Origin of the sequence: Dactylosporangium sp. NPDC000521 (genome assembly GCF_042898305.1) — a bacterium.
Lineage (GTDB): Bacteria > Actinomycetota > Actinomycetes > Mycobacteriales > Micromonosporaceae > Dactylosporangium.
Genome location: NZ_JBIAYW010000033.1, coordinates 15,052 through 37,994 on the forward strand (window position 1 = coordinate 15,052; position 22,943 = coordinate 37,994).

At 66.5% G+C, this 22,943-nt stretch carries 10 protein-coding genes and 3 pseudogenes; 5 read left to right on the forward strand and 8 right to left on the reverse strand.

Going from position 1 to position 22,943, the window contains the following annotated elements; all coding sequences use genetic code 11:
* Positions 1–70 precede the first annotated feature (70 nt).
* Positions 71–484 (forward strand): transposase, encoded by a 414-nt coding sequence (locus ACFY3L_RS49985; protein WP_389341436.1) that lies wholly within the window; start codon positions 71–73, stop codon positions 482–484.
* Here the strand turns inward: ACFY3L_RS49985 and ACFY3L_RS49990 are convergent.
* The 3 genes and pseudogenes from ACFY3L_RS49990 to ACFY3L_RS50000 all read right to left on the reverse strand — a co-directional run.
* Positions 460–756, reverse strand: a pseudogene (locus tag ACFY3L_RS49990) (transposase); the annotation flags it as partial. The gene ACFY3L_RS49985 and the pseudogene ACFY3L_RS49990 overlap by 25 nt on opposite strands.
* A 320-nt stretch (positions 757–1,076) precedes the next feature.
* A pseudogene (locus tag ACFY3L_RS49995) lies at positions 1,077–1,340 on the reverse strand (transposase); the annotation flags it as partial.
* Positions 1,341–1,420: 80 nt separating this feature from the next.
* On the reverse strand, positions 1,421–2,824 hold the full coding sequence (locus tag ACFY3L_RS50000) for an MFS transporter (protein WP_389341586.1): 1,404 nt from the start codon (positions 2,822–2,824) through the stop codon (positions 1,421–1,423).
* A 606-nt stretch (positions 2,825–3,430) separates the two neighbouring features.
* On the opposite strand from ACFY3L_RS50000, the gene ACFY3L_RS50005 reads away from it, so the two are divergent.
* Positions 3,431–4,282: an enoyl-CoA hydratase/isomerase family protein gene (locus tag ACFY3L_RS50005; RefSeq protein ID WP_389341439.1), complete on the forward strand. Its 852-nt coding sequence runs from the start codon at positions 3,431–3,433 to the stop codon at positions 4,280–4,282.
* A gap of 19 nt (positions 4,283–4,301) precedes the next feature.
* On the forward strand, positions 4,302–5,078 hold the full coding sequence (locus ACFY3L_RS50010; RefSeq protein ID WP_389341442.1) for an alpha/beta fold hydrolase: 777 nt from the start codon (positions 4,302–4,304) through the stop codon (positions 5,076–5,078).
* Positions 5,079–5,143: 65 nt separating this feature from the next.
* Here the strand turns inward: ACFY3L_RS50010 and ACFY3L_RS50015 are convergent, their stop codons facing one another.
* From ACFY3L_RS50015 to ACFY3L_RS50025, 3 genes are all read right to left on the reverse strand, one after another.
* Positions 5,144–6,355 (reverse strand): amidohydrolase family protein, encoded by a 1,212-nt coding sequence (locus ACFY3L_RS50015; protein ID WP_389341445.1) that lies wholly within the window; start codon positions 6,353–6,355, stop codon positions 5,144–5,146.
* A gap of 82 nt (positions 6,356–6,437) precedes the next feature.
* Entirely contained in the window at positions 6,438–7,841 is a 1,404-nt protein-coding gene (locus ACFY3L_RS50020; protein ID WP_389341448.1) for an L-serine ammonia-lyase, read from the reverse strand.
* A 51-nt stretch (positions 7,842–7,892) separates the two neighbouring features.
* A complete protein-coding gene (locus ACFY3L_RS50025) occupies positions 7,893–8,948 on the reverse strand; it encodes an Lrp/AsnC family transcriptional regulator (RefSeq protein WP_389341451.1) in 1,056 nt (351 codons plus the stop codon).
* A 121-nt stretch (positions 8,949–9,069) separates the two neighbouring features.
* On the opposite strand from ACFY3L_RS50025, the pseudogene ACFY3L_RS50030 reads away from it, so the two are divergent.
* Positions 9,070–9,622: pseudogene (locus tag ACFY3L_RS50030) on the forward strand (transposase); the annotation flags it as partial.
* Positions 9,623–9,763: 141 nt separating this feature from the next.
* Here the strand turns inward: ACFY3L_RS50030 and ACFY3L_RS50035 are convergent.
* Positions 9,764–11,017 carry an IS701 family transposase gene (locus ACFY3L_RS50035; RefSeq protein WP_389341458.1) on the reverse strand — a complete coding sequence of 418 codons (1,254 nt, stop codon included), beginning with the start codon at positions 11,015–11,017 and terminating at the stop codon, positions 9,764–9,766.
* Between the two features lie 159 nt (positions 11,018–11,176).
* A complete protein-coding gene (locus ACFY3L_RS50040; RefSeq protein WP_389341461.1) occupies positions 11,177–11,713 on the reverse strand; it encodes a hypothetical protein in 537 nt (178 codons plus the stop codon).
* A 225-nt stretch (positions 11,714–11,938) separates the two neighbouring features.
* Here ACFY3L_RS50040 and ACFY3L_RS50045 point away from each other — a divergent pair, with 225 nt between their 5' ends.
* A complete protein-coding gene (locus tag ACFY3L_RS50045) occupies positions 11,939–22,942 on the forward strand; it encodes a LamG-like jellyroll fold domain-containing protein (protein ID WP_389341464.1) in 11,004 nt (3,667 codons plus the stop codon).
* Position 22,943 lies beyond the last annotated feature (1 nt).

The following is a 22,943-nucleotide window of genomic DNA, read 5'->3' on the forward strand; positions in this document are numbered from 1 at the left end:
CCGGTGATCCCGCGGACGTTCCCGCCCGCGCCGGGCTGGTCGCCCGACGGCCACCGCGTCAAAAGCGCCCTTGGAGTACTCCCGCGGGTCGGACAAGCTGTGGGTCTACGGCGGTCTGCGCATCCGTGACGGCACCGAGCTGACGTGCTGCGCCCCGTCCCGCAACAGCGACGGCTGGATCGGGCTGCTCACCCAGATCGCCGAAGCCAACCCGCGCGGGCAGATCCGGGTGGTCACCGACAACCTGTCCAGCCATTTCAGCGTCAAGGTGCGGCAGTGGCTGGCCCGCCATCCCCGCATCCAGCAGGTGTTCATCCCGAAGGCCGCCTGCTGGCTCAACATGACCGAAGGCTGGTGGCGGCTGCTGCGCAAAGCCGCGTTCGCTGGACAGACCTTCGCCGACACCGCGGAAATCGCCTACGCCGTGGACACCGCAACCACCCAGCTTGCCGGTGTGTCGCGGACCAGGCCGGTGAGGTCGTAGTTCAGTTCGACGAAGATGCCTTCCTTGGTCCAGGCGGCGAAGTAGCCGTAGACGGTGCGGTAGGGCGGGAAGTCGTGGGGCAGGTAACGCCAGGGGATGCCGGTGCGGTTGATGTACAGGATCGCGTTGAAGATCTCGCGTAGGTCGTGTGTCGGTGTGCGGCCGTCGACGCCGGCGTCGGTGCGGGTCTGACGCCACCCGGTCAGTCGGGGGGCGATGAGGGCCCAGCGGGCGTCGGACAGGTCGGAGGGGTACGCGCTGCGTTCAGCCATGCCACTGTGCGTACGGTGGCCATGGGTCGGCGTGACGGACGCCAGGTCCGTTGTTTCCGTGACAAAAGTGAATCAGACATGATCCGTTGCTGAAACGTCTCGTATGCCGCAGGCGCGAATCGGCTGTAATGATGATGTTCTTGGCTATTTCGGGCGCACGTGGGCAGTGACTGTTGATGTGCGGACCGGATGTTATCCATCCCAACCAGAATCAAACGTCCAGTTAGGCCGCGTTTCATAACGCGCGAAGCCATTGGCTGATGGCGGCGATGGTGACGGTGGCTTCGAAGCGAACGGCGAGCTTGATGCCCCTATGGATGTCAAGGGGTTGAGGGTTGGGGGCGGGTGATGAGTTGGTAGAGCTCGCGTGCGATGTATCGCTTGAGGCAGCGGATGGCTTCGCGACGGGTTTTGCCTTCGCTGGTGCGTCGTTCGACGTAGGCGCGGGTGCGGTGGTCCCAGCGGAGTCTGTCGATGGTGATGGTGTAGAGGGCGGAGTTGGCGCGGCGGTCGCCGCCGCGGTTGAGGCGGCGGCGCTGGGTTTTGCCGGATGAGGCTTCGATCGGGCTGACGCCGCAGAGGGGGGAGCCGAGGATCGCGTTGCGTGCCTCGGGTGTGGCCGAACGGGACTGCGGGGGGTTCGCGGTAGTCATCATCCTTCGACCTATTCGGTGGTGCTGGATGCGGTGGCGGATGCGTCGACAACCTCGCTCGTGTCGGGCGTCTTCGCCACCCGCATGCGCAGGGCGAGGATGGAGAGCGCCAGAGCAATCCCGAGGCAGATCGCCCAGACGGCGAAGAACGACGTCGGCGTCGACTGTGCGGTGACGGCCCCGTCGACGGTGCGGGCTGTGACGAACAGGGACATCACCAATGCGAACACGGCGCCTGCCGCCGCTCCCGCGGCGGTGCGGGCGGTGTTGAACAGCGCGGAGGCGATGCCGACGGAATCGGCGGGTGCGTTGCGCACGACGATCGCCGGAAGGACGGCGAGGAGCACGCCAGCGGACAGACCACCCACGGCCATCCAGGAGATGAAGAGGACCGTCGAGCCGGCGAACACGATCATCAGCGCGAAGCTCGCCGCCGCGAAGACGCCGGCCAATGCCACAGCTCGCTGCGGGGTGATCCAACGGGACAGGCGATCGCCGAGCAGCGTCCCCACGAACGCGGCGACAGCGTAGAGCACGATGGTGGCGCCGGCTGCAGCGGTGGGCATGCCGAGCCCGTAACCCACGCGGTCGGGCTCGCTGAGAAGCCAGAGGAAGCTCGCGGTCTGCCCCCCGTAGGTCTGCGCGCCGAACAGGACGGAGACGACGATCGGCAGGCCGATGCCGCTCTTCGTCAGCATGCTCAGGTCGACCAGAGGATCCTTCATCCGTCGTCCGAGAAACACCCAGAGGACGAGGAGGGCGATGCCACTGAGGATCAGCAAGAGGGTTCCTGGGTTGAGCCACCCCCATGCGCCGCTGTTCGAGATCCCCGTGAGGGTGGACAGCAGACCGACGGTGAGGAGGACCGCGCCCACCCAGTCGATGCGACCGCCCTTGCGCACCGTCGTCTCGGGGACGAGGAAGACCACGACCGGCAGGCACAGGGCAATCAAGATCGCGGGAAACACGAGGACGACGGTCAGATCCTGTATCGCGGCGTACAGCACACCCGAGGCGAGCGAACCGACGGCCCCGCCGAGGGTGAGCGCTCCGACCAGGACGCCGATGTTCCTACTCGCAGACTTCTCGTCGCGCGCACGGACGATCGCGAACTCGAGCGGCAGGAATGCCGCGAGGGGCGCCTGCAGTGCGCGACCGACGAGGAAGAGCTCGAAGGTCGGTGCGAACGCCACGACCAGGGAGCCGATGACGACGAATGCAGCGGCAACCGTGAGGAGTCTCTTGTGGCCGAACATGTCGCCGAGCTTCGCCAGGATCGGCACGCAGGCGACCGTGACCAGCATGTACATCGCGTTGACCCAGTTGAGCGCCCCCGCGTCGACGGCGAACTGCTGGCCGATCGCCGCGAGCAACGGCGAGAACCACCCCTGCAGCATGCCGCTTCCCAGCTCCATGATCACCAGGAATCCCACGACGCCGAACGGCGACCGGGAGCGCGATGCGAGTCGAATCATGGATGCCTCTTTTGCCGATGTGGACGGGACGCCTCATCATGCTGCGCCCGAAACACTCGCGACCCAATGTTGAAGATTCATGGATACTCTGACTGCTAACCTGCAGATTCGCGTCCTGGATGAGGGGGCAGACGACTGATCCACGCACTGCAGATTCGCCCTTGGGCGAGGTGGGCGGCCGTCACTCCGGTCGTCGGCGCCGGTTCGGTAACGCTCGCACGCCGTTCGGAGCGCCTGTCCATCTGTCCGTGCCCGTGGCCGTGCCCGTGGCCGTGGCCGTGGCCGTGGCAAAGTCTCCGCTCGTGGCCAGAAGACTGCGAGGGAGTCTCGATCCCTCGCTCACCCACGACGCAAGAAGGATCGTGGATCTCATCTTCAGCGGTTTACGGCACGAAGACGCCAACGACTGGCCCGAACCTTCACCAAGTACGCTCCCTCAACATTTTCCTGCGTCCTGGCCTGAGTTTCACGCTGCCCGCGGCGAAAGAGCTACGTTGTCTCACTAGTGCATGAAATGCGCTAAAGCCGAGGAAGGGAACACCCATAGTGAACGCATCAGATCACGGATGGGCCGGCTACGTGCCGCCCCTAACGCTGGAGGAATACTCCGAGAAGTATGCGGCGTTCTTCAAGATGCGCCGGGAGGACGGCATCATCGAGCTTCGGCTCCACACGGACGACGGGCCGTATGTCCACAACTGGGCGGCACACAACGCGTGGAACCGGGTATGGCAGGACGTGGGCAACGACCCGGAGAACCACGTTCTCATCCTCACCGGCACGGGCGCGACCTGGTTCCAGGGAGACCCGAAGCAAACCTGGCCGAGGGCGCTGGTCGAGGAGGAACCGGACTATATCTTTCAGCAGACGATCGATGCGTGGAAGCTGATTGAGAATTTCGTCAACAACCTCGACATTCCCACGATCGCCGCAGTCAATGGTCCCGGTATCCACACGGAGTTCGCGCTCCTGTGCGACATCACCCTGGCCGCCGAGGACGCGGACTTCATGGATCCCCATTTCATGGCAGGCACGGCACCCGGCGATGGTCTGTCGCTGGCCCTGCAACACCTGATGGGAACGAAGAGGGCGGCCTACAACATCTACACGGGTCGCTCGATCCCGGCGCCGAAGGCGCTCGAATACGGTCTCATCAGTGATGTCGTCTCGCGGGAAGATCTGCTGGCGAAGGCATGGGAGATCGCCAGGGACATCATGAAGCGTCCGCGGTTCGCGCGGTGGGCGACGCACAACATTCTCTCCCGCCCCTGGCGCAAGCTGGTCGCCGAGGACTTCGGGTTCCACTTCTCCCAGCAGTCGCTCGCGACGGTTGGCGCGAAGCGGCTTGTCCCCGACCCCGAGCTGGTTGCGGACGCTCGAGCGCGCAAGGTCTGGTGACGGGTTGACCGAAGGGCCGGTGTCGGTCGTCGCGACGAACGGCGGCCGCACCTCCTACCGGTTGGACGGCGTCGGCCCTCCGGTCGTGCTCGTCCACGGGCTGCAAGTCGGCCAGGAGCTGTTCGACAGGCTCCGCCGACACCTCAACACCTCGTTCACGGTGATCACGTACGACCAGCGAGACAGAGGCAGGAGCTCGTTCGCCGCTGATCCGTACACGATCGACGACCTCGCCGATGACCTCGCAGAGCTCATCACCGCGCTCGGGTACGAGAGCGCGCACGTGTTGGGAACCTCCTACGGAGGAATGGTGGCGCAGGCCTTCGCGCTGCGTCACCCGGATCGTCTGGACCGCCTCGTTCTTGGTGCTACGGGACAATCCCCTCCTGACCCGGATCGCCTTCCGGAGAACGCACGGGCGCTCCTCGTTGCCTTGGAGGCCGGCGATACGACCCGGGCAGAGGCGCTTCTGCGGCAGATGGCGCCCGCCGTTGATCGTCACGACAGACGCCTTGATAGCGGGGAGGCTGGGGGCGCTCAGGGTCGCGCGCTCAGCCGGCGTTTCGCTGCGACGCGGGGTTTCGACACGCGTGGGCGCCTCGGGTCGGTCGCCGCTCGCACACTGGTCGTGCATGGTCGCGAGGATCCTGTGGTCAGTAGGGAGGACGTCCTGGCGATGACTGCGGAGATCCCGCGCGCCAGCATGCTCCTGATTGCGGGCGCCGGCCATGCCTGGGAGAACGAACGCGCGGAGTTCGCGGCCGCTATGTTGGCGGGATTCCTGGCGGATCCCTAATGGAACGATGCTGTCTGCCCGAGGCGTTCAGCCGTCTCGGGCAGACAGCATCACCGGTTGTGCACTCAGCGAACCCGATCGCCGTTGAGCCACACCTGGCGTATGCGCCCGCGGAGATCGCGGAGATCTGTCAGATCGCCGTCGACGACGACGAGGTCTGCCAGCTTGCCCGGCTGGAGTACGCCGAGCTCGTCGTATCCGAGCAGCTGCGCTGCGCTCGAGGTGGTCGCGTGCCACGCGTCGAGCGCGGACATCGAGGACAGGTCGGTCATCAGCGCCAACTCGTTGAGATTGCTGGCGGCGGGGCTCCAGTAAGGCGGGGTGTCGGTTCCCATCGCGATCTTCACCCCTGCGTCGACGGCGAGTGCGAAGCTCGCCTTGTGTGCTTCAAACGCCTCGCGAGCGAGATCGGCGTTCTCTGCGGGGATCGGGACGCCGCTGTCGGACGCATCGATGATGGCGCGCGTCGCCGAGAGCGTCGGAACCAGCCAGGCATCCTTCTGCAGCATGAGGTCCACCGCTTCGTCGTCGAGATAGTAGCCGTGCTCGATGGAGCGGACACCGTTGCGCAAGGCGGCTTTGATTCCTTCCGTTCCTTGCGCGTGAGCGAATACGTACGTTCCCGCCGCGGCGGCCTCTGCGACGATCACTGCGATCTCGTCGTCTCGGAAGTGCGCGTGCCGCGGATTGTCTCCGGGCGACATGACTCCGCCGGTGGTGGCGATCTTGATCACGTCGGCGCCGGCACGCAGGACCTCGCGCACGCCGCGTCGGACTCCGTCGGCGCCGTCGACGATCGAGGCCGGACGTCCCGGATGTTCCATCATCATCGGCACGGAACGTTGGCCGCCGGAGGGCAGATGGAGGTCGCTGTGCCCTCCTGTCTGCGTCAGCATCACGATCGCAAGCTGCAACCGGGGCCCTTCGATGAGCTTCTGCTGGATTGCCTGCTTGACGCCGAGGTCTGCTCCCGCAGCGTCCCGGGCGGAGGTGATGCCCTGATCCAGCAAGAGTGAGAGGTTTCGCTGGGCTTCGAAGTACTGCAGGGAGAACGCCTGCTGCTCGGCGCGAGCGATGTTCAGATCGCGAACCGTCACATGCACATGGCAGTCGAACAGGCCGGGAACCACAGACATCCCGGCACAGTCCACGATCTCGTCGCCGTCCAGGTCCGAGCCGATGTCCACGACACGCCCGTTCTGGATGACGAGGTCAGCATCACCGATGCTGGCCCCGTCGAATACCGTTGCATTCTTGAATACGGTGCGAGCCGGCATGGGCAGTCTCCTTCCTCGGGCGACCCCGCTGGGTCGCTGCAACTGCGTGACGTGATTGATGTCGAAGTTCGACGGGCGCCGCTCAGCACTCGACGACATTGACGGCGAGACCGCCAAGCGCCGTCTCCTTGTACTTGTCGCTCATGTCCGCGCCGGTCTCACGCATGGTCGCGATGACCTGGTCCAGGGACACATGGTGGCTGCCGTCACCCCACAGCGCCATCTTCGCCGCATTGATCGCCTTCGCCGCAGCGATCGCATTGCGTTCGATGCACGGCACTTGGACGAGCCCGCCGATCGGGTCGCAGGTGAGGCCGAGATTGTGCTCCATCGCGATCTCGGCGGCGTTCTCGACCTGACGCGGCGTACCGCCGAGGATCTCAGCGAGACCTGCCGCGGCCATCGACGACGCCGATCCCACCTCACCCTGGCAGCCCACTTCTGCGCCGGAGATCGATGCGTTCGCCTTGTAGAGGCTGCCGATCGCCGCCGCGGTGAGCAGGAACCGCTCGATGATGTCGTCTTCGGCGCCGACCTCGACCGAACGGCTCGCCGGTGTGTAGTGCAGCGCGTAATACAGCACTGCGGGGATGATGCCTGCCGCACCGTTGGTCGGCGCCGTGACGATTCGTCCCCCGCTCGCGTTCTCCTCATTCACGGCGAGCGCGACGAGGTTCACGCGCTGCTGCCAGTACTCGTCTCGATGGTCGGGGTCTTCAACGGCGAGTCGGGCAGCCCAGTCACCCGCGCGACGGCGCACGCCCAGTCCTCCCGGGAGTACGCCGACGCGTGCAATCGCCGAATGGACGCATGCCTCCATGACCTGCCACAGCTTGCGCAACCCCTGCCGGATATCCGCATGTGATCGCAGCGTCCGCTCGTTGGCGAGCATCACTTGGCTGATGGTCAGTCCGCTGTCGTCGCAGATCGCGAGCAGGTCGGCTGCGGTTCGGAATGGCAGCGGCGCGGGCGGTGACGTGGCACCGACCGGTGGGGCGTCGTCACCATCCCGGACGATGAAGCCGCCGCCGATGGAGTAGTACGCCTCTGCGGCGAGAGCCGTCTCGGCGGGACCGAGTGCCGTGAAGGAGATCGCGTTGGTGTGTCGTTGGCGCACGGTCAGCGGCCGAAGCACGAAATCCTCGATGCGGCAGGGGATTCGATGTGAGCCTGCGAGGAGGACCGTGCCGGTCGAGGTGATCGCGGCTAGTCGTTCGTCGGCCTCGGCGGGGGTCACCGCATCCGGGCGGACTCCCTCGAGGCCGAGAAGGACGGCGGTGAAGGTGCCGTGCCCGCGACCCGTCGCGGCGAGGGATCCGAAGATTTCCACCCTGACGCTCTCCACACGGTCGATGACCTGCAGGTCTGTGAGGTGAGCGGCGAAGGTGGCGGCGGCTTTCATCGGTCCCACGGTGTGCGAGCTCGAAGGGCCGATCCCGACAGTGAAGAGGTCGAACACGCCGACGGTCGCCTCCGAAGTGGTCATGGCGGATCACCGTAGCCGCTGCGCGGCCGGAGGGGGTTCGGCTGCAGATTTTTACTCGTTCTGAGGTGTCACGTGCGGGAAAAGCGTCGGAAAGGGGGAGAAGACGCCGGTTGCGTTGCCCTGTGCGTCCAGGTGCCGGCCTTCCTTCTTGAGCGTTCGCAGCACCACCGAGCGGTCTGCGATCGTCACGCCGGGCAGCCTCTCCTCGATGGCCACCTCGAGTCGCTGTACGTCGGCCAGCGTCTTCATCCAGACCGAGAGGACGAGGTTGTAAGGCCCGACGGTGGAGACGCCAAGCCGGATCTCTTTGAGACGCGCGAGCGCGGACCCGACCCGCTCCACGATCGTGGCGGGGACACGCAGGAAGTACCAGGCGTGCACCGGCCATCCGGAGTGCGCCTTGGCCATGTCGAGTCTGGTGACGAGTCGGCCTCGGCTGGTGAGCGCGGCCATGGTCTCTCGCACCCGACGTTGGCTCACCTCGAGGGTTCTCGACATCGCAGCAACGGTCGCCCGCCCGTCCTGCCCCAGTATCTGCAGGAGCTCGTGCTCCAACTGCGGGTCGATGCGCAGCCGCTCGCGCCTCTCGTCCGCCGCAGCGCGTTCTATCGATGCCACTTCGTCGGCCGAGAGGGAACGAAGTCGCCACTGGCCGGAATCGGTGAAGGGCGACGACAGCAGATGTGTCTTCGTCGATCGCACACCTTCGAGTCCGCGCATTCGATTCATGATGTACGAGGTGAGGGCATTCAGACTTTCCGCGGTGACTAGCACCAGCATCTCGCGGCCCCCCGCGGTGAGATCGACGGTGAACGCCTCCCGGTCAGCCGCCAACACCTGGCCGATATCGAGCGTCGCACCCGGGTGCGTCTGCACTTCGAGGATGGCCGACGGTCCCCTCAGCTCCGGGCCGGGATGTCCCGAGACCCAGGCGAGACCGTCCCGTGAGAGCCGTTCCCAGCGGCGTGCGGCTGTCACTGAATCCACCCCGACGATCGGTGCGATCGCCGCCCATCTCGCGCGTGGGTTGATCTGGAGCGCATGAATCAGTCGTCGATCCACCTCATCAAGTCCGTGAACCTTCGAACCTATCCCGTCAGTGCTCATGATCCTTCAGGATAGCCCCCTCTTCGGACCCGTCACAGGATGCGCTCGGCCGAGCCATCCGTCGCGCGCGCAGACACCATCGACGACCTGCGCGAGACGAGCATCGGATTCTGAGCTGCTTCGAAGGCTCGGGTTGGATCATCAGGGGGCTGCAGCAGTTCGTGACCACCTCCACGTGGGACACGGCGGCGGTGCGGGCGCGGTTGGCCGCCCGGGCGGTCGACCTCGTCCAGCCGGTGGCGTGGGCGATCGATGACACCGGGTTCCCGAAGGACGGTGCCGGCTCGCCTGGGGTGGCCCGGCAGTACTCCGGCACCCTGGGCAAGGTCGCGAACTGTCAGATCGGGGTGAGTGTCCACGCCGTCACCGATACCGCGTCGTGCCCCCTGGACTGGCGGCTGTTCCTGCCGGAATCCTGGGACGCCGTCAAGGCCGGCCCGGCGGCGGTGAAGGCGGCCAAAGCCAAGCAGCGCAGGACGTTGAGCAACGCCCGGCGGGCCGCCGCACCGGCCGCACCGGCCGGCACCGAGATCGATGTGGAAGCGGTGACCGAGGCGGCGCGGCAGCGGCGGCTCAAGTCCGCGGTTCCGGACGGTGAAGGCCACCGTCCGAAGTGGACCCTAGACGATCTATTCCAAGGGTTTAGTGGTCGTAGGCGGTCAGGGATCGCATGATCGGCTGGCTGGTGTGCCAGTTGTGCCAGATGGCGGCGGTCATGGCCAGGACCCGTTGCAGGATTCGGACGGCGACCCCGGCGGCCGTCCGGCCGCCGTGGCGTTCGAGGTCGAGTTGGCCTTTAATACTCCAACGTCACTTCAGCCGTCGCGGAGGAGTCTGCGCTGGTAGTGCGATCGACGGGCGCGTGCTTGGACGGTTCGTCGCCAGAGTGACCAGTGCAGCACCTGGCGGGGGTCGGCGGGCTGGTTGCGGGCCAGGGCGTTGAGGAGCCGTCGGGTTTCGGCGACGGTGATCGCGATGACTGGGCGGTCCAGGTCGGGTCCGGTAGTGGGTTCGGGGACTGGGACCATGGTGGTGAGCAGCGCGAGGGCGAGCATGGCGAGGGTGATGAACCGGTGCCAGGAGGTCCAGGTCTGCACCTGGTAGTGGTCCAGACCGATCTCGTTCTTTCCGGTCTGGAACAGCTCTTCGATGTTCCATCGACTGCCCGCGACTCGGATCAGGGTGTGCAGCGGCACCGGTCGGGGTGACCAGCATAGGTAGTAGGCGAGTTCTTCGGTGTGCGGGTTGCGGCGGATGAGCAGCCATCGGTGTTCGCCGGGGTGGGTGGCGGTGGTGATCCAGGCCCACTGGTAGATCCGTGGGCCTTTCGCGCCAGGTCCGCAGCTGGAGGTCTGCCAGGCGCTGGTCGGGATCCGGTCGGTGAGGGTGTCCGGGCGGATGGCGGTGCGGCCGTGGTTGATCCGGACCCGCCGGTCGCAGCCGACAGCCAGGACGTACCCGATGCCGCGGGTCTCGAGGTCTGCGCGTAGGCCCGGGTCGGCGCCGTAGACCTCGTCGGCGGTGACCCAGCCGGCCGGCACGCCGGCGTCGAACGCGGTGGTGAGCATCTGCCGGGCGAGGATCGGTTTGGTGGCGAAGGTGGTGTCGTCGGGCACGCCTGCACCGGCGCGCCGGTCGGGCTGTTCGCACCAGGTGGTCTCGGGTAGGTAGAGGCGCCGGTCGATCAGGCCGCGTCCCAGTGGTGAGGCGTAGGCCAGGAACACCGCGACCTGGCTGTTCTCGATCCTGCCTGCGGTGCCGGTGTACTGCCGCTGCACGCCGACCGAGGATCGGCCCTTCTTGAGGAAGCCGGTCTCGTCGGCGATCAGGACTCCGTCAGCGTGGCCGACGTGCTCGAGGAGGAGATCGCGGGTGTCGTCACGGACCGCGTCGGCCTCCCAGACCGCGGTGCGCAGCAGCCGCTGCATCGGCTGGGGGTCCGGCAGCCCGGCTCGTTCCGCGAGGGACCAGCAGGTCTTGCGCTCCACGGTCGAGAGCAGCCCTTCCACGAACGCCGCCGCGGTTCGGCGCGGCTCAATGCGGGCGAACCGGGCGGCAACCCGAGCCATCCCCGTGTCGAGCAGCACTCGCCACCGCTCTGGGTCTACGCTGTGGCACGCGGCCACCGCTCGATCTTCGGTTGTCTTCACAAACCATCGATGATCACCGCGGTGGCCGTCTTCATGCCCACGCCACGCCGCCACCAGCCGCGAAGTGACGTTGGAGTATTAGGCCGCGCTTGCAACGGCTGCGTGGGTGCCTGCCTGGATGGTCTCGGGTGTTGTCGCGTCGACTGCGGTGACAGGCTTGTCTTTGGTGTCGCCGCCGATGGCGAAGTGCTTGATGTCCGGAAAGGAGGCAAGTCCGTCGACCATGGCGGCTACTGGGACTGGGCCTGCGGCGATGATGACGGTGCACTTCTGCACGCCGAGGGTGTTGTAGTACGTGACGCCGTTGGCGGCGTTCTGTGGGCCGGAGATGGCCAGGTGTTGGACCTTGACCAGCGTTTCGACTGAGGCCTTCTGCATGCCGGCCCAGGCGGCCTTGGCTGGGTCGCCGTTGAGGCCGTGGTCGTCGGTGAGCAGGCAGGCGGTGGTTGCCTTGTAGTGCCGCTCGCGGGGTGCGGGCGCTGGTGGGTCGCCCGGCCACAGCAGCCAGGTGGCGCCGGTCAGTACCAGCAGGACGACGGAGGTCGCTGCGATGCGCTGACTGCGGGTCCACGAGTGGACCGTTCCCTTGATTCGGGCAAGGATCGGTGCGATCACGGCCCACCTCCCCGTCGGCTCGCGGCACGAACATAGCGCCTCGCATCGATTCATGGAAGATCAGTGCGGAAGATCACCAGCACCCAAAGTGGATATTAGGCGATGAAGTTCACCGATGTTCGCTTGCATCTTGTACATGCACGGTTGCGCCCCGCACACTAGCTCGCGCCTGACTTGGGCAGCTCGGCTTCACGGGGGAGGCTGGCCGTGCGCGGTCGTTCTACTGTGCCTGGATTCGGTCGGTTCATCCGCCGGGCGAGTGTCGTCACCGTTGTGGTGCTGGCGCTCGGCGTCGGTTTGCCGCCCGCGCTGGTTCCATCCGGTCATGGTCTCGTGGGCTGGGCGGCGTTGCGGGACTGGCTGGTGGCCGCACCGTCGTGGGCGAAGGACCCGACGGTGCCGCAGCAGCAACGCGGCAAGGGCGTCGACGGGCACTACGTCAAGGCGCCGACGGCCCGCGACAGCGAGTCGAAGCACAAAGTCAAGGGCGAGCTGGCCAAGTACCAGGCGTTCCAGCCGACGGTGACGAACAAGAGCACCGGCCCGGCCCGGAAGGGTTTCGACGCCGGCACCAGCAAGCGGGTCGCGTCGATGAGCGACGCGAAGGCCGACGTGTTCCAGAACGCCGACGGCTCCTACACGCGGCGGGTGTACCGGAATCCGGTGAACTTCAAGGCTGCCGACGGCAGTTGGAGTCCGATCGACAGTCAGTTGCGGGCGGGCGGCGACCGGCGGCTGGAGTCGACCGCGAACGCGTTCAAGGTGAGTTTCGCGCCCGGTACGGCGAAGAAGGTCGACGCGGAGGGTGTGGAGCTGCCGCCCGCCTCCGGTGCGGCAGCCGCTCCCGTCGCCGAGGACCTGGTCCGGATGACGCTCTCGCCGGGCGTGGAGCTCGCGTACTCGCTGGCCGGTGCTTCGCTGAACATGGCGACCGTGGACCGGTCGGTGGCGAGGTACCGCAACGTGTATCCCGGCGTCGACCTGGAGCTGGGGGCGAAGGCGTCCGGCACCAAGGAGAACCTGGTGCTGCACTCGGCGGACGTGCCGACGCAGTACGTGTACCCGTTGAAGCTCAAGGGCCTGACCCCGCGGCTGAACGCGGCCGGCGAGGTCGAGTTCGTGACCGCGGCAGGCGCCGTCGGGCTGACGATGCCGGCCGGGTACATGGAGGACGCCTCCAACAGCCACGCCGGCGCCGGTGAGATCTCCAACGGTGTCAGGTATGAGCTGGTGCAGGTCGACGGCGGCCCGGCGGTGAAGGTGTCGATCGACGGTGCCTGGCTGCGGGACCCTCAGCGGAAGTTCCCGGTGGTGCTGGACCCGCAGACCCGGGTGGTGACCCAGTACGACACGTACGCGATCTCGACTGACCGGACGAGCCCTCGCAACCTGGAGCAGACCCTCGCGGTCGGCTCGTGGAACGGCACCGAGAAGGCCCGGTCGTTCATCAACTTCGACGGATTCCCGGCGACGATGGCCGGACGGAGAGTGGGTTCGGCCCGGCTGCACCTGTTCATGACCTACCAGGGCGACCTGGACGGCAACCCGTGCGTGGCCAGGCCCTACAACGTCTACCCGGTGACGAGCGCCTGGAACGCCGCCACGGCGACGTGGGACAACATGCCCGGCTACAACACCGGCAAGCTGATGGCCACCGACTCGCCGAGCAGCTCACTGGCCTGCACCAACTCCGACCACGTGCGCAACCGGGGCGTATGGTCGACGCCGTCGCTCGACACGCAGACCATGGTGGATTGGGCGACCGTCGGCGGCATCTACGGTCTGGCGCTGACCGCGTCGGAGACCGACCATGACGCCTGGAAGCGGTTCACGTCGTCGGACACCAGCCTGATCTGCCCCAGCTCCTTCGGCAACATCGAGTGTGACCCGTTCATCGAGGTCAACTACGTGGACAACGTGGCGCCGCAGCTGGACTACCGGTACCCGGCGAACAACACGGCGGTGAACACGTTGACGCCGGAGCTGTCGGCGAAGGGCAGCGACCCGGACAGCTACCCGAATTATGGGCTGCGGTACAAGTTCTTCCTCTACAACGACCAGGGCCAGCCCTTGGCCGTCAATCCGTCGTCGCCGTGGACCGACGGGTTCTGGAAGGTGCCGGCAGGCACGTTGACGTGGGGCAAGACCTACCTGTACCAGGTCCAGGTCGACGACCGTTCGTCGATCGGCCCGACGAACCCGGTGCCGTTCGCGTTCAGCACCGCGGTGCCGCAGCAGATGGTGAGCTCGTCGCTGGCGCAGAACGGCGGCAAAGGGTTCGAGGGCAGCGTCGGCAACTACACCACCAACGCCGTCGACGCGCAGATCGCGACCGTAGGCCCGGCGCTGTCGATCGCCCGGGACTACAACAGCCTCGACGTGCGCAAGTCGGCGTTCGGGCAGGGCTGGTCGACGCTGGTCGACATGCAGGTCCGCGAGGGCCTGGACGCCGACAACGCACTGCAGACCGCGGTCATCCGCTATCCGAACGGCCAGGAGGTCACGTTCGGGCGGAACAACGACGGCACGTGGGCGCCACCGCCGGGCCGGTTCTCGGTGTTCAAGCAGATCACCGGCGGTTACTCACTGACCGACAAGGACAGTACCGCCTACGAGTTCACGAAGAGCGCCGGCACCGGCCTGTACGGGCTGACGAAGATCACCGACTCGAACGGTCGTGCGCTCACCGTGGCGTATGACAGCAACGGCCGCGCCATCGAGCTGAAGTCGTTGTCCTCCAACCGGAAGCTGACCCTGGCCTGGTCGACGCCGCCGGGCGCGTCCGTGCCGCACGTCGCGACGGTGACCACCGACCCGAGCGACCCGCTGGTGCCGACCAGCACGCTCACCTACACGTACAGCTACACCGGTGACCAGCTGACGAAGGTGTGCCCGCCCGGCACCACCACCGACTGCGCGAAGTACGAGTACCAGACGGTGAACCAGCACAACAGCACCGTGCTGAACACCGGCCCGTACTCGTTCTGGCGCCTCAACGACCCGGTCTCCGCCGGTACGCAGGCGAAGAGCGGCGTGCTGTCCAACGACGGCATCGACAACGCCCTCTACAGCAACGTCACCCTCGAACAGCCCGCGGCGCTGCCGAACTCGACATCGAAGTCCGCCGGGTTCAACGGCACGAACTCGTCGGTGAAGGTGCCGGAGAAGCTCGCGAACGAGAGCTCCTACCAGTCGATCAGCATGTGGTTCAAGACCACCGCGACGACCGGCGTGCTGTTCTCCTACCAGAAAGACCTGGTCACGCCGGGCGCGACCACCACCGCCAGTTACAACCCGGCGCTGTACATCGACAACACCGGCAAGCTGCGCGGCTCGCTGTGGATGGGCAACACCAGCAACGTCATCACGTCCGCCAACGCGGTCAACGACGGTCAATGGCACCACGCCGCGCTCGTCGGCAATGGCGGCAGCCAGCAGTTGTACCTCGACGGCGCCTTGGTCCCGGTGTCCGTGGCGGGCACGATCCAGCTGCACAACACGGGCATGGACAAGCTGTACATCGGTGCCGGCTTTCTGAGCAACGCGTGGCCTGGCAACACCATCACCACCGCGACGGCCACGTTCTTCAACGGCTCCATCGCCGACGTGGCCTACTTCAACAAGCCGCTCACCGCGCAGCTGGTGTCGTCGCTGTACACCTCCGGCAAGACCCCGTCCGGTGCCATGACGAAGGTGACCAGCAACGCCGGCCGGGTCCGCGCCGTCATCGGCTACGACGCCGTCTCCGGCCGGGTCAACCAGGTCACCGACGAGGTCGGCGGTGTCTGGCAGGTCGGCCAGCCGACCGTGTCCGGCTCCAGCCAGGTCTACGCGTCAGCGGTGCTCGGGTCGCAGCCGCGGGAGTACTTCCGCCTCAACGACATCACCCTGCCCGCCGGCCCGAAGAGCCAGTCCGCGACGTGGCACAAGGCAGCGTTCAACAACGTCACGTTCGACACCACGCAGCCGAATACCACAAGCCCGTTCGCGGACTCATTCGGCGCCGGGTTCAACGGCACGAACTCGTTCATCCAGTACGTGATCCAGGACGAGGACGTGGCCGAAGGCGGCACCGAGGGCCAGACCGCCGTGGAGATGTGGTTCAAGATCCCGGCCGGATACGCGAAGAGCAGCGTCCTGTATGAATATCAGGAATTGCCGGTCGACGGTCCGAACCCGGCCAGCATCGGTTGGGTGCCGGCGTTGTACGTGGGCACCGACGGCTACCTGCGCGGCCAGTTCTGGGACGGCGCCGTGTCGCCCCTGAAGTCGAGCACGGTGGTGAACGACGGCAACTGGCACCACGTCGTGCTGTCGGCGGAGGACGTGGATTCGTCGGGGCTGGACCGGCAGTCGCTGTATCTGGACAACGTTCTGGCCGGCAGCCGTACCGGTTACCTCACCTACGGCGCCGCGAAGTTCGCCTACATCGGTGCCGGCACGACCAAGAACTGGCCGGCCACGTCTCCCGGTGACAACAGCTACTTCAAGGGTCAGATCGCCGAGTTCGCCTACTACGACCACGGGCTGAGCACCGCGCAGGTCGACGCGCACTACAAGGCGTCCAAGAGCGCACTGGCACCGACGGGCACAACGGTGCTGACCCCGGTCAGCAGCGTGAGCCTCATCGACCCGGACGGCAAGACGTCACGCAAGGTGTACGACCTGCTCAACGGTGGCCGGCTGGTCGGGTCGACCGACACGCTCGGCAACACCACGTCGTACGGGTACGACATCGGCGGCTTCGTCAACGTCGTGTACGACCCGGTCGGTCAGAAGACCGAGACGGCGAAGGACGTCCGCGGCAACACCGTGCGCACCACCACGTGCCGCAACGAGGATGCAGGGCAGTTCTGCCAGGACACGTTGTACAAGTTCTGGCCGGACGCGACCACCACGAACCTGACGCCGGACCCGAGGAACGACCAGCTGATCGAGGTGGTCACTCCCCTCGCGTCCGGGTACATGGGTGAGTCGAAGACAACGTTCACCTATGACCCGGTGACCGGCAACCGTCTGTCCATGACCGGACCGCCGGTCACCGGCTACCCCGGTGGCCGGACGGTCAGCACCGAGTACACGACGGCGACCACGCCGGCGGTCGGGAGCGGCTTCACCCCGCCGGGCCTGCCGACCAAGCTCACCTCGGCGCGTGGTGCGGTCCAACGCACCGAGTACAACTCGGCCGGCGACGTGGTGCGGGTCACCGAGCCGGAGCTGCCCGGCGGCCCGGCGGGTCTCGTCACCGAGTTCACCTATGACGGCCTGGGCCGGCTGACCCAGAAGAAGGTGCTGGCGACCGGCTATCCCAACGGCTTGATCACCACGTACACCTACGACGGCGACGGTCAGCTCGTGCAGACGACCGAACCGGCTGTCACGAACGCGGTGACCGGCGCGGTGCACACCACCCGCACGGTCGACGTGTTCGACGCCGACGACAACGTCACGTCCCGGACCGTCAGCGACCTGACCGGCGGCGACAGCCCCCGCGTCGTCACCAGCGCCTACAACAGCTACGGCCAGCTGGTGAAGAGCGTCGACCCGGTCGGCGTGGTCACCCTGTACGGCTACGACGTCTACGGCCGGCAGAACAGCACGGTCTGGTGCGACACCGACCCGGCCGTGGGCTCGCCGTGCCCGACCGGCGACCGGTTGCAGGTGGTGAATCAGGTCTTCGACTCCGAGGGCCGGTTGCTCACCAGCACGACCACCGGCAAGGACGGCACCTCCGTCCAGGAGACGTCGAACGCCTACTACGCCAACGGTTCGCTCGCTTCGACGACCGACGCGATGGGCTGGACCACCAAGTACGAGTACTACGACGACGGCAACCTGAAGCGGACGACGCGGACGGACGGCACCAAGACCACGGTGCTGCGGGAGACGACGTACGACCAGGCAGGGAACCCGTGGGTCAGCAAGACGAACAACGGGGCCACCCGGACGGCCTACAAGGTTGACAACGCGGGCCGCATCGAGACGCAGTTCAACTCCACGCAAGACGGCGTCACCCGCATGACCAACTTCGTCTACGACGCCGACGACCACGTCACGCTGACCCGCAACGAGGCCGGGACGACGACCTTCCAGCCGCTCCGGGACGTCCGCAACACCTACGACGCCATGGGCCGGGTCACCTCCGAGAGGGTCTCGGTCAACGCGGCCGGAGCCCCGGTGGGCTGGTGGGAGCTCAACGGCACGGCAGCACCGAACAGCGACTTCCAGGCCGTGGACTCGTCCGGCTCACAACACCCGATGTGGGGAAGCACGGCGGGGACCGGCATCTCGATGTCGGGCGGGTTCGCCTCGTTCACCGGCGGCGACAGCATCTCTACCGAATGGCCGACAGTCGATACGTCCCAGTCATACTCCATGTCCGCCTGGGTCAAGGTCAACAACTTCACGTCGACCCAGACCGCCGTATCCCAGACCGGATCCAACCGCGGCGCGTTCTACCTGCAGTACAACAAGGACTGGAACAGGTGGGTGCTGCAGTCACCGTCCGCCGATACGACCGGCGCGGTGTCGTACAACGTCGCCACCTCGTCCAACGCGCTGGCGACCAACACGTGGGTGCACCTGGTGGGTGTCTTCGACGCGTCCACGAAGCGGATGTCGCTCTACGTGAACAACGTCCGCGGTACCGACGGCACGAACGCCACGCCGTTCGCGTCGGTCTACGGTCTGGAGATCGGCGGCTCTCACTGGGGTGACTTCGTCGACCACTTCCAGGGCTCCATCGACAACGTCCAGGTCTACCAGCGCGCGCTGACCGACGCGGACGTCGCGAAACTGTGGAGCGCCGGCAACGGCCGCACCGCAGACACCGTCCTCACCTCCACCGAACTGACGACGAGCTACACCCTCGACAACCGTGGCCTCACCACCGACATGGTCGACCCGAACGGCAACACCACCTCGTACGTGTACGACGAGGCCGGCAGTCTCACCAAGACCGTCGCCCCGTCGGTGAGCACCGAGGTGTACAACACGACGGCGGTCCAGACGCGCCCGACGACGATCGTGGGCTACAACGCGTTCGGTGAGCCCGTCGAGCACCAGGATCCGCTCGGCAACGTCACGCAGGCGCGGTACGACGCGGCCGGTCGGGTGTGGAAGACGATCATGCCGTCGTACACGCCGCCGGGCGGGGCGCCGATCGTCGATGCCAGCAGCACGGTGGTGTACGACAAGCTGGGCCGCACGACGTCGACGACGGATCCGCGGAACAAGACGACGTCGTACGAGTACGACACGCTCGGCAACGTCACGAAGGTGACCGGGCCGACCGGGAAGATCACCACAGCGAAGTACGACGCGGTCGGCGACATCATCGAGGCGGTCGACCCGACCGGCGCGAAGACCACGGCGACGTACGACTACCTGGGCCGGAAGCTGACCAGCACGCAGGTGGTGCGGCAGCCGACGCCGGTGTCGAACACCACCACGTACGACTACGGCACCGGCGTGTACGGGGACGAGAACCCTGCGGCCGGCCCGTGGCTGCGGAAGGTCACGTCGCCGGGCGGTGTGACGGCGGAGATGACGTACAACACCCTCGGTGAGGTGCTGACGCAGAAGGACGGCGCGGGCAACGTCACCAGCACCGTCTACGACGGTCTCGGCCGTCCGGTCCTTGTCACGAACCCGGACAACACGAAGGCCAGCACCGTGTACGACGGCGCCGGACGGGTCGTGCAGACATCGCAGCTCGACGCGGCGAACGCCGTGCTGACGACGCGTTCGGCGACGTACGACAACAACGGCAACCTCGCCACGGCGACGGACGCGCGTGGGCACACGACAACGTTCACGTACAGCCCGCTCGACCAGGTCGTGGGCGAGGCGCAGCCGGTGACGTCGACGCTGTCGACCAGCACGTCATTCGGGTACGACGCCGCCGGCAACCGGACCCGGTTCACCGACGGGCGCGGCAACCAGTTCTGGAGCACGTACAACACGTGGGGTCTGCCCGAGTCGCAGATCGAGCCGTCCACCACCGCGCACACGGCGTTGGCGGACCGCAAGGCGACGAACGTGTACGACCTCGGCGGGCGGCTGACGTCGCGGCAACTGCAGTCCGGCGTTCAGATCAACTATGCGTACGACGACCTGGGCCAGGTGATCGGGCAGACCGGCAGCGGCACCGCCGTGCCGACGGCGGCGCGGACGTTCGGCTACGACGACGCGGGCCGGATCACGTCGTTGTCGGTGCCGGGCGGCACGAACACGATCAGCTACGACGACCGTGGTCTGCCGCTGAGCATCACCGGCCCGGCGGACAACACCTCGTACACGTACAACAGCGACGGCAACCTGACGACGCGGACCGACGCCGCCGGCACGACGAACTTCACCTATGACACCGCGGGCCGTCTGCAGACGATGGCGAACGCGACGACGAACATCAACCTGAGCGTCGCGTACAACACCCTGAACCAGCCGAAGACAGTCACGTACGGCATCAACAACAAGAAGCGGACGTTCGAGTACGACACGCTGCACCGGTTGAAGACCGACACCGTCACGTCGTTCGACGGGTCGGTCATCCAGGGGTCGATCGCGTACGGGTACGACAACAACAGCAACCTGACGTCGAAGGTGACGACCGGGTTCGCCGGCGCGTCGAGCAACACGTACACCTACGACTGGGCGGACCGGCTCCAGACGTGGACGACGGGGTCGACGACCACGAACTACTCCTATGACGCGTCCGGCAACCGTACCCAGAACGGTTCGAAGACGTTCACCTACGACCAGCGCAACCGGCTGACCGGGCAGAGCGGCGGCATCTCGTACTCCTACACCGGCCGCGGCACGCTGAAGCAGGTCAGCGGACCGTCGGGCGTGTACGACACCGCCGCGGACGCCTACGGGCAGGTGATCACGCAAGGGTCCGCGAGCGGCACCATCACGTACGCCTACGACGCCCTCGGCCGGGCGGTGAAACCCGGCTTCAAGTACAGCGGGCTGACCAACGACCTGGCCGATGACGGCACGACCAAGTACACCCGCGACCCCGGTGGCGGCCTGCTCGCCGCTGGTACGGGAACCGGCGCGAACTCGAAATACGTGTGGACGGACCTGCACACCGACGTGGTAGGGCAGTTCACCGCGACTGGGTCGAGCTTGACCGGGTCGGCGAGCTACGACCCGCTCGGCGTCGTCCTGGCGAGCACCGGTCTGGTCGGTAGCCTCGGCTACCAGTCGGAGTTCACGGAGCAGGCGACCGGCCGGGTGAACATGCACGCCCGCTGGTACAACACCGACACCGGCCAGTTCGACACCCGCGACACGGCGAACAACAGCCCCGTCCCGGCGTCGATCAGCGCCAACCGGTACCAGTACGGCGGCGGCAACCCCCTCACGAACACCGACCCCACCGGTCACTCGTTCTTGTCGTCGCTCAGGAGTTCGGTGTCGAGCGGGTGGAACACGGTCACCAGCGCGGTGAACAACACCATGACGGCGGCGTCGAACTCATGGAACTACGTCGCGTCCGGGCAGGCCTGGCAGGACGCGAGGAAGGCAGCGGACTGGGTCGTTGCCAAGGCCGAGTCGGTGCGGAAGCAGGTCGCCGCGTCCACGACGGACTGGGCGAAGAAGAAGGTCCAGTCCGTCCGGGACAAGCTCGACGCCGTCAAGAAGTGCGTGAACGGCGGCGTCAAGAAGTGCGCCACCGACACCGTGAAGGCAGCCAAGAAATACGCCGAAGACACCATCAACACGATCAAGGAAGACCCCTGGAAGTTCGTCGCCACCGCCGCCGTCGGCATCGCGGCAGCCGTCGCGGTCGGCGCCCTGTGCGCCACCGGTGTCGGCTGCCTGATCCTGGCCGGCGCGGTCGCGGGCGCGATGGCCGCTGGCGCCGGCTACATGATCGACGTCGGCCGCGGCGACGCCGAATTCTCCTGGGGCGGCCTCGCCGACACCATGATCCAGGGCGGCCTGGACGGCGGCTTCAGCGCCGGCATGGACAAACTCACCGGCGGCGCAGGACGGTGGGCCGGCGGCCGGGGAGGCGGCGGCGGTCGCGGCGGCCTGCCCAGCGCATCCCGTCCGGGCGGCGGTGGCGGCGGCCTGCCCAGCGCATCCCGTCCGGGCGGCGGTGGCGGCGGCCTGCCCAGCGCATCCCGTCCGGGCGGCGGAGGCGGCGGTCACCCCGCCGCTGGCCGACCCTCCACCTCCGGCAGCGGCGGCGGCGCACCTCGAGCCGGCGGTGGTGGCGGGGCCGGCGCGTCGAATGGCCATAGAGGCGGAAGCGCAGGTGGGAGTGGGTCGGGATGCAGCTGCGCCTGCCCGGGGAAGCGGCACAGCTTCGATCCGTTCACCCTTGTGCTGCTGGCGGATGGATCTTCCAAGGCGATCAAGGACGTTCGCCCGGGCGATGAGGTCGTGGCGGTTGATCCAACGACCCGCGAATCCAAAACCGAGATCGTCGAAGCGCTGCACCACAACGATGACACTGACCTTACAGACCTGGTCGTCACAATCGAACATGGTGCAGACGACGAGGTTGCGACCGTCAAAACGACCTGGCATCACCCGTTCTGGAACGACGTCACTGCGGCATGGGTTGATGCCCAAGATCTTAAGGTTGGCGACCAACTTCGTACGGCAGATGGCTCTCTAGCTACGGTCAGCTCAGTCCGTAACTATGCCGCCGAAGCAGAGATGTTCGACCTGACTGTCTCGGAAATCCACACGTACTCCATCCTCGTTGGAGATGTGCCGGTCGTCGTCCATAATTACAATTGTGGCGACGGTGATGATGACGACTTTCGTCCGGCGCCGGCGGTCGATAGCGAAATTCACGGTCCGCGTCAACTTAGCTCGCGCGGAGTCGAGATCCCGCCAGGCGTCCAGCGTCTGCCGAGTGGTAGACTTCCAGCGAACTTTTCTCAAGCCGGGCGGACGTTTGAAGGGGAAACCTGGACACCGGATCTGCAAAATCGGTTTCCGAATGGGGTGAGGATGACGAATGCCGGATACCCAGACTTCAGCCCTTACGCCGTTGAACAGGTAGTTTTCGGTGGTGATGGTTTTGCCGGAAATACGACAACGGACTTCACGGATGCTGATCGTATGGCGGGTATGACTGGTAGGCGGCCCAGGGGCTGGACGTGGCATCACCATGAAGATGGGCGAACGATGCAACTTATTTTGACCGAAGTTCATAATGGAGTGCGCCATGCGGGCGGACGTGCCCTGGCTCGAAGGTGGTAGA